This is a genomic window from Streptosporangium sp. NPDC005286 (genome assembly GCF_040607515.1).
In the GTDB taxonomy this organism is placed as follows: Bacteria; Actinomycetota; Actinomycetes; order Streptosporangiales; family Streptosporangiaceae; genus Streptosporangium.
The window spans coordinates 38,479-47,070 of sequence record NZ_JBEXGU010000064.1 but is presented as its reverse complement, the minus strand read 5'-3'; the positions used below and the strand labels follow the sequence as shown (position 1 = coordinate 47,070).

Annotated in this window: 7 protein-coding genes; 4 read left to right on the top strand and 3 right to left on the bottom strand. The window is 71.1% G+C overall.

From position 1 onward, the window contains the following. Positions 1 to 311 precede the first annotated feature (311 nt). The gene (locus ABZU75_RS23240; protein ID WP_355557749.1) at positions 312 to 1,220 is read left to right on the top strand and encodes a WD40 repeat domain-containing protein; all 909 of its coding nucleotides are present in this window, start codon (positions 312 to 314) and stop codon (positions 1,218 to 1,220) included. A gap of 483 nt (positions 1,221 to 1,703) precedes the next feature. On the opposite strand, the gene ABZU75_RS23235 is transcribed toward ABZU75_RS23240, so the two are convergent. Next, the gene (locus tag ABZU75_RS23235) at positions 1,704 to 2,381 is read right to left on the bottom strand and encodes a TetR family transcriptional regulator (RefSeq protein WP_355557746.1); all 678 of its coding nucleotides are present in this window, start codon (positions 2,379 to 2,381) and stop codon (positions 1,704 to 1,706) included. A 98-nt stretch (positions 2,382 to 2,479) separates the two neighbouring features. Here ABZU75_RS23235 and ABZU75_RS23230 point away from each other — a divergent pair, with 98 nt between their 5' ends. From ABZU75_RS23230 to ABZU75_RS23220, 3 genes are all read left to right on the top strand, one after another. Then, positions 2,480 to 3,409: a zinc-binding dehydrogenase gene (locus ABZU75_RS23230; protein ID WP_355557743.1), complete on the top strand. Its 930-nt coding sequence runs from the start codon at positions 2,480 to 2,482 to the stop codon at positions 3,407 to 3,409. 282 nt (positions 3,410 to 3,691) lie between these two features. Continuing rightward, the gene (locus tag ABZU75_RS23225; RefSeq protein WP_343974976.1) at positions 3,692 to 3,901 is read left to right on the top strand and encodes a hypothetical protein; all 210 of its coding nucleotides are present in this window, start codon (positions 3,692 to 3,694) and stop codon (positions 3,899 to 3,901) included. Positions 3,902 to 3,903: 2 nt separating this feature from the next. Further along, positions 3,904 to 4,248, top strand: a complete 345-nt coding sequence (locus ABZU75_RS23220; protein ID WP_343974979.1) for a DUF1036 domain-containing protein — start codon at positions 3,904 to 3,906, stop codon at positions 4,246 to 4,248. Between the two features lie 170 nt (positions 4,249 to 4,418). Here ABZU75_RS23220 and ABZU75_RS23215 read toward each other — a convergent pair whose 3' ends face one another. Next, complete coding sequence (locus tag ABZU75_RS23215; protein ID WP_355557739.1) at positions 4,419 to 6,260, bottom strand: GTPase; 1,842 nt, start codon at positions 6,258 to 6,260, stop codon at positions 4,419 to 4,421. Beyond that, entirely contained in the window at positions 6,257 to 8,317 is a 2,061-nt protein-coding gene (locus ABZU75_RS23210) for an ABC transporter (protein ID WP_355557735.1), read from the bottom strand. Before ABZU75_RS23210 ends, ABZU75_RS23215 begins: the two co-directional genes overlap by 4 nt. Positions 8,318 to 8,592: the final 275 nt, after the last annotated feature.

Sequence of the window (8,592 nt, the reverse complement as noted above, 5' to 3'; positions counted from 1 at the left end):
GGGTCAGGCGGTCAGAGCCCGCTGAAGTGAGGGCGCGGCTCCGGAAGGCACCGCCCCGACGCCCTGCACAGTCTTCCGCGACCTGCGACGCAGCGGTTTACCGCCAATGACTGTCCCGCTGTTCCTCAACCCCGGGGTAAGGCCTGGTTTTCCGGGGCGCACATCGAGGTCTGGGCAGTAATGCCGGGCCCGCCCGACACGGCCGCGCTCCGAAGCTGTTTGCCTCCGGCGAGCTGCTCGGCCTGGGCGGGCAGAAGGTGATGCAGAGGTATACAAGTCAATCTCAAGCGTAATCTTCTACACCTACGGGGGTGAATACGACCCCTCCGCAGCAGCGCCGATCACCGAGCGCCACCCTCACCGGCCACACCGACCCGGTCTACTCGGTGGCCTTCAGCCCAGACGGCACAACCCTCGCCACCGGCAGCCACGACAACACGGTGCGGTTGTGGGGCGTGGCCGGCCGCCACAGCATTGCCACCCTCACCGGCCACACCGACATGGTCTTCTCGGTGGCCTTCAGCCCGGACGGCACAACCCTCGCCACCGGCAGCCGCGACGACACGGTGCGGTTGTGGGACGTGGCCGGCCGCCACAGCATTGCCACCCTCACCGGCCACACCAGCGCTGTCACCTCGGTGGCCTTCAGCCCGGACGGCGAAACCCTCGCCACCGGCAGCCGCGACAACAGCGTGAGGTTGTGGGACGTAGCCGGCCGCAAAACCATTGCCACCCTCACCGGCCACACCAGCATCATCGAGTCGGTGGCCTTCAGCCCGGACGGCACAACCCTCGCCACCAGCAGCGCCGACAAGAGCGCGAAGTTGTGGGAAGTGGCCGGCCGCGAAATCATTGCCACCCTCACCGGCCACACCGGCGATGTCTGGTCGGTGGCCTTCAGCCCGGACGGCGAAACCCTCGCCACCAGCAGCGCCGGCGGCACGGTGCGGTTGTGGGACGTGGCCGGCCGCGAAACCGTTGCCGCCCTCACCGGCCACACCGACATGGTCTTCTCGGTGGCCTTCAGCCCGGACGGCACAACCCTCGCCAATGGCAGCTTCAACGGCACGGTGCGGTTGTGGGACGTGGCCGGCCGCCACGCCATTGCCACCCTCACCGACCACACCGACTGGGTCACCTCGGTGGCCTTCAGCCCGGACGGCGAAACCCTCGCCACCAGCAGCAGCGACAACAGCGTGAAGTTGTGGCCGACCCGCTGACCCAGTAGATCATCACCGCTTCAGCCTTACCGCCAAAATCCGGCCCGATCCTCCTTGGCCCCGGCGCCCCGAGGCCGGCGGCGAGGGGGCCGATCCGCCCTCGGATCGGTAACTCCGGTTTATCTACCAACTTGCTTAGCGCGGCCCCCGGGGGCGTCGGAGTCGAGGAACAGCGGGGCAGTCGTTGGCGGTGAGAAAGATCTTGTTTCTCGTTGTGGCGGTGAGCTGGTCGAATGCGGAAGGGCCAGGCGGTCAGAGCCCGCTGAAGTGAGGGCGCGGCTCCGGAAGACACCGCCCCGACGCCCTGCACAGTCTTCCGCGACCTGCGACGCAGCGGTTTACCGCCAATGACTGTCCCGCTGTTCCTCAACCCCGCAGATGACGAAGACACGAAGGCTTTGAACTTCAACACACCTACTTGACAGGGAAGCAGGAAACCGCGCAGACCCGCGCGGACGTACAACTCGTTGACCTGACCCGTCTCTACGAGGGTGTCTGAGCTTCCTCCCGTAGGCCGAGGGTCAGCGTGAGGCTGCCCGGGATCGCGGTGAAGGCGTCGCGGGTGTGGGCGGCCAGTTCGGCGCGGGTGGGGGCACCGGGCCGGGATATCCATGTCTCCAGGGCGCAGTGGAACGCGGCGACGAGCATGTCGAGGGCGAGCCTGGGGCGCAGGTCGTGCGGGTCGGCCAGGTTGAACCTGCGGTGCAGGACCGCGAGTGCGGCGCGGCTGGTGCGGTCGCAGAAGTGCAGGCCGTGCGCGTCCATCGAGGGGGTTTTCTCCGCGAGTCGGCGACTGAGCCGAACACGGTTCTCCCAGCCCTCGGCGGTCATCCGGTCGAGGGCGGCGAGCAGGGCGTCCTGAAGCATCTCCAGGACGGGGCGGCCACCGGGTTCACGGGATTCGAGGTCGTCGAGGAAGACGGTCCACAGGTCGTGGACGGGCGCCATCGCCACGTCTTCCTTACTGCTGAAGGTACGGAAGAAGGTGCGCTTGGAGATCTCGACCGCCGCGCAGAGCTCGTCGAGTGTCGTGCCGTCGAAACCTCGCTCGGTGAACAGTTCCAGAGCGGTGTCGATCAGCGCCTGGCGGGTGCGGAGCTTCTTGCGCTCGCGCAGCGGCAGCCGGTCGGCCGGGGTGGTCGGTGAGGGCGAGGTGGTCATCGCGGCCAGTCTAGCGAGATATAAATGCCCCTTATAGGCTTATGCCACTCAGTGGCATTATGGTGATCACCAACGTCCTCGCGAAAGGTTCATGACCCATGCGTGCTCTGCTTGTCGACCGTTCCCTGTCCGGCGGGCTGCGATCCGGCGAGGCCCCCGACCCCGCTCCCTCCCCCGGCCAGGCGCTGATCAGGGTGACGGCGACCTCCCTCAACTACGGCGAGGTCAAGTTCGGCCTGGACAACGCGCCCGAGGGCAGCGTGCCGGGCTGGGACGCGGCCGGGGTGGTGGAGCGAGCCGCCGCCGACGGCTCCGGCCCGGCCGCGGGCACCCCGGTGGTGACGCTCGCCGCCGACGGCGCGTGGGCCGAGTTGCGCGCCGTCGACACGGAGCTGATCGGCACGGTGCCGCAAGGTGCCGACCTCGGCGCGGTCGGCACCGTCCCGGTGGCGGGCGCCAGCGCACTGCGCGCCCTGCGTCGGCCTGGCCCGATCGTCGGAAAGCGGGTGCTGATCACCGGCGCCACCGGCGGGGTCGGACGGTACGCCGTGCAGCTCGCCCGGCTCGGCGGCGCGCACGTGGTGGCGTCCACCGGTGACCCGGGAGCGCACGAGAACAGCCTGCGGGCACTGGGCGCGCACGAGGTGGTGGCCGGCCCATCCGAGATCGACGCCCCGGTGAACGGCATCGTCGAACTGGTCGGCGGACGCCAACTCGTGGACGGCTTCGACAAGCTTGTCGAGGGCGGCACACTCGTGTCCGTCGGGCACGCGACCAGCGAGGGCGAGCACTTCCCGTTCGGGGCGCTGTTCGGCGACCAGGGCCGCCACGACCGCTCGATCGTCACCTTCTTCCTGCTCGCCTGCTCGGGCCTGGCACCGGACCTGACCTGGCTGGCCGGGCAGGTCGCGGCCGGCCGCCTGGACCCGCAGATCTCCTGGCGGGGCGGCTGGGACAAGACAGCCGAGGCGGTCGAGGCCCTCCGTGGCCGCAGACTGCACGGCAAGGCGGTCATCGACATCGGCTGAGCCGGTCGCGTTTTCCTGATTCGCGGACAGCAGGCAGGCGACCAGACGCTCTTTCCTTGATGATCCGGGTGTTTCCGCACACCGGGGCGTGCGGAAACACCCGGATCAAGGAGAAGTCGACGGCGCCCTCCCGGCCCCGCTCCGAGATCCGCCGTCTCGTCGAACCCGTTCCCCCGCCATACCCGCCGTGGAAATGAAAACGATTCTTTACATGACCTTGGGTATGACTGTATGTTGTTGCCCGATCACCCTACGCACTCAAACGAATGTAGGTGAGCAACCATGCCGGACAACGGCACCGAACATCCCCCGGACCCCCGGGTGGCGTTCGCGGACGCCACGGCGGCCAGCACGGGAGAGACGAGCGAGCGGCCGGGAGCGGCCGACCGCGTCGCGGTCGTCGCGAAGAGCGACGACCACCTTCCCCCGGTGGCCGGCGAGGCGCTTGACGACAGGCCCCTCGCCCTGCGGTTCACGGAAGCGGAGGAGTAGACATGCAGCTGCGTTTCCGTAACCGCTACGGCTCCAAGGTTTGGGTCGCGATCATGTTCTACAGCCCCGACGGCTGCCGCGACTACGGTCAGTGGGGCACCCGGGGCTGGTGGGCCATCGACCCGGGCGGCGAGGCGTTCGTCCTCAACACCAACAACCGCTACGCCGCCTACTACGCCGAGGCCGCCAACGGGGCCGTCTGGACCGGTGCCTACGGCCCGATGTACGTCTATCAGAACGCCTTCGACTCCTGCATCAACATCGGCAGCACCGCAGCCAGGCGCGTGGGCACCCGTCTGATCGACATGAACGGCTACTCCACGTACTACGTCAACCTCGTCGCCTGATCCGCCCCTCACCTGACGCCCCGACCGGCACCGACCGGCCCGGCGCCCGCGGTGAGGACCCAACTGAGCGCCTCCTGCGTGACGGACACCGATCTCCCTTCTCCGGGTCCGTCCCCTTCTACCGGGAGGCGCTCGCCCCCAGAGCGCACCTTCTCTCCTGAGAGATCACCTCACCTGCGAGTCCCGTTCCGGGCCAGCGTGACCGCTTCGGCGAAGCGGTGATATCGGGACAGCTCCTCCTCCATGGGGTCGAGCACCAGCTCACGGGCGACCCGGTCGACACTCGCCCGCAGCGCCCTCGCCGCCCTGCGGGCGCGGCGCCGGCCGCCGAGCCAGGAGGCCACCCGGGAGAGCAGCGCGATCAGCAGGCCGAGCAGGACACCCCCGATCAGCAGCGTGGTCGGCCAGGGCAGCTCTCCCGCGGTCGGCAGGTAGAGCTGCGGAAGTCGTAGGTAGTCGATGGCGACCAGGGCGAGCAGCCAGGCCCCTCCGGCGAGCACCGTCGCCAGCGCCAGCCACTGTGCCAGCCCGGCCAGCCGCCACCACAGGGGCCGCCGGGCGGCACCGAGAGAGGTGGTGGCGACCGCTCGGTCCAGGCCGTCCTCCAGCTCGTCCCCGTGTGACCTCGCCGCCTGCCGCACGGCCGCCGTCCACGGCGCGGGCAGCCCGGCCGAGGCGCTTCTCGCGGCCTCCCTGATCGCGTTGTCCATCCGGGAGCGCTGGACGACCGTCGCCACCGGGATCGAGGTCCTCCCGACGATGTCCCCCTGCTCCCCCGACTCCCCGGAGACGCGGCTGGTGGCGTCCAGGCGGAGGCGGCGGAGCGGGTCGGGCCGCAGGCGGCGGATCCACCGGGTGGGCGGCCATCCCGTGGCGGCGACCGAGCGGTGCCGGTAGGACCTGGCCACGGCCTCGACGACGGCCGGCACCCCGGCGGCCTCCGACAGCGCGTCCCTCAGCGGCTTCACCAGATTGTCCATCGAGGGGTTCTCCCCCGGAGTGGTGGCGCTGGACGCCTCTCCAAGCGCGTCGGCGGCCATGCCGGTGTCGGCGGCGAGACGTGCGGCCCAGGACCGCCGGTCGGCGACCCGGGAGGCGAGCAGGGAGCGCAGCTCGGGGATGCCCGCGCCGGTGCGGGCGGAGACCCCGATCACCGGCACCCCGGCCAGCCCGTCGGTGTCGAGGAGTCGCCGGAGGTCTTTCAGGCACCGCTCGGCGGCGGCCGGGGAGAGCCGGTCGATCTGGTTGAGGACGACGACCATGACCTCCCGGTGCCGGGCCAGCGGCCTGAGGTAGCGGTCGTGGACCGCCGCGTCGGCGTACTTCTGCGGATCGAGCACCCAGACCAGCAGGTCCACCAGCTCGACGAGCCGGTCGACCTCCAGCCGGTGCGAAGGCTCGATCGAGTCGTGGTCGGGCAGGTCGAGCAGGATCAGTCCCGCGGCCTCCCCGCCCATCCCGGACAGCTGACCGACGGGCACGGGAGCATCGGGGACGGGGCCGGCGGAACGGATCTCGCGACCACCCTCGGAAACGCCGGAGCCGGGAACGTCGAGAAGCTCGTGCTTCCCAGAGTCGAACTCCTCCCGGGCGACGTCGGCGGAGCGGATCTCGCGATCCCTCTCGGGGGTGACACCGGCCGGGCCTGAGGTGTCGAGAAGCTCGTGGCGGCGGGGGACACCCAGCCAGTCGAGCAGCGGTCCCGCCCCGCCGCCCTCCCAGAGGGCGGCCTGGGCGGTCGAGGTGGTCGGCCGGGTGACCCCGACCGTGGCGAGCGAGGTACCGGACAGCAGGTTGAACAGCGAGGACTTACCGCTGCCGGTGGCTCCGGCCAGCGCGACCGCGGTGTGGTCGACCGACAGGCTTGCCCGTACTCCGGCGCGGGAGACCACCGAACGCGCCGCGGCGACCGCCTCGGCGTCCAGCCGCCCGTCGGCCAGGTCGGCGGCCCGCGCCAGCGCCGCCAGCCGGTCGTCCAGCGAGATCGCCTTCTCCCGTCGCAGCAGCTTCACTCCTCGCCCGCCTCTCCCGCGCCGGGAGCCCGCCGGCCCCCGTCATCAGGTCCGCTCACGCGCGGAACACCATCAGGTCCGCCCGGCGGACGCGGAGAATCAGGGTCACCGTCCGCCCGTGGAGCACCGCCGGATCCGCCCGGCGAGCGCGAATGACCGGGTCCACCGGTCGCGTGCGGGAAATCCGGCCTTTCTGCCGGATGCTGGACGCCGTCGGACCGTCGCCGGGAATCGCGTACGGTCTCCGAGCCTTCTTCAGGCGCCGTTGTGGCGGAAGCGGCGGAACCCGCGCCTTCTGGGGCTGTGCCCGGCGAAAGGGCGGCCCGGCGGTTCGCGACGGGCAGTTCGCGCAGGTGCTCGCGTACCGCGTCCGCGGTGGCGCGGAGGGCGGGGGCGGTGCTCTCGGGGGGCTGGACGGCGTCCAGGAGGGCGATGAAGCGGTCGGCGTCCTCACCGAGCAGGATCGCCACCCGGGCGCGCAGGTCGGAGCGGGCCTTGACGGTGAGGGTGCGGACGGCCTGGTCGCCGAAGACGGCCTCCAGGACCTTCTGGCTGAGCACGCTGGTGCCTCCGGCGATGCCGACCTCGATGCCGGTCAGGCCACCGGTCGAGGCGAACACCGCGAGCATCAGCAGCAGCCCGGCGCCGTTGAGTCCGAACGAGGTGATGCGGGCGGTGGTCCGCTTGTCCGCCCCCTCCTTTCTGACCAGGTCGAGCACGTACGACTGCCAGCCCCTGACCGCCTCCTGCGCCCTGGCGGGCAGGTCGGCGGAGGCCCGGCCGAGACGCCCCGCGGTGGCGACCCCTTCGCGCTCCAGCAGGGCGCGCCCCGCCGGGTGCGACGACCACGACTCCATCAGGCGCTCGGCGGCACCGTCGGCCGAGGCCCTGATCAGTGCCTCCACCCCGCTCTCCAGCGCGACCCGCAGCTCGCTCTCCGGCGCGGGCCGCCCGGTGACGAACGCCACGACCCGGTCCCTGAGCCGGCCGACCCGGTTCTCCAGGGAGCGCATCAGGTCACCGGTCCCGATGAAGTCCTGCCAGCGGGCCAGGACCTCCCCCCTCAGCAGCGACCCGTCTCGCATGCCCTCGTCGAAGGAGGCGAGGCCCACGGCGTAGGCGGCGTCCGCCATCGAGCGCAGTTCGGCGGCCCCGGCGTGCTGGCGCTCGACCGCTCCGGCGAGCGCGGGAACGCGGGTGGAGAGGCTCTCCAGCGCACCGGACAGGGTGTGGCGCACCACGTCGGCGCGGGAACGGGAGTCGGCGGCGATGGCGGTGAGCCAGTCGGCGATCGGCCGGACCGCCTGGCGCGGCAGCCGGGCGTTCTCCTCGGGCAGCACCAGCTCGGGCACCTCGAAAAGCTGAGTTCCGCCCAGACCGTTGGCCTCCAGCAGCCGGGCCAGGTCCTTGCGCACCACGCCCAGTGCCTCCGGCGGCACCCGGGAGAGGATGACGGCCAAGGCCGTGCTCCGCTCACTGGCCGAGCGCAGGAAACTCCAGGGGACCTCGTCGGCGTACCGGGCCGCGGTGGTGGTGAACAGCCACAGGTCGGCGGCGGCGAGCAGCTGGGCGGCCAGCTCGCGGTTGGCGGTGACGACCGAGTCGATGTCGGGGGCGTCCAGCAGGGCCAGTCCCGGCGGGAGTGCCTCGGTGGTGACGACCCTGAGCGTGCCGGGCTCGCCCCTGCCGTTCCCGGTGACCCGGGGCAGGCCGGGCAGGATGTTCTGGGCGGTGAACCAGTCGCGGTCGGCGGGACTGGTGACCAGGGTGGGGGCCATCGTCGTGGGCCGCAGCACCCCGGGCTCGGAGACGTCCGCATCGACCAGGGAGTTCACCAGCGTGGACTTGCCGGCCCCGGTGGAGCCGCCGACGACGGCGAGCAGCGGGGCGTCGATGGCGTTCAGCCTGGGGATGAGGTAGTCGTCGAGCTGGCCGGTCAGCTCGCGCAGTGCCCGGCGGTCAGCCGTCACGTCGCCGATCGCGAGGGGGAACAGGTCACGGTCGAGATGTCGCCGCAACTCTCGCAACGTCTCCAGTAGACCGTCGTTGTCGCCCATACGGTCGATCCTGCCCGACAGGATGCCCCTCTAGACGCGATCGGCGCCACCGCTCGCCCGGGTCACGGCGGCGAACCCTGCCGACGGGACCCCCTCCAACGAAATTGGCCCCACCGCCTGACCGGGTTACGGGGGCGAACTCGGTAAAGCGGTGGGGCCCAGCCCTCGGATCCCAGCCGCGGACCGTGCCGGACTCGTCTCCCCCGCAGCTGGAGGCGAGCCCGAGTCCATCGGATGGCTCCGAGGCGATCGGGGGTCGTGCAGTGTCTATTTGA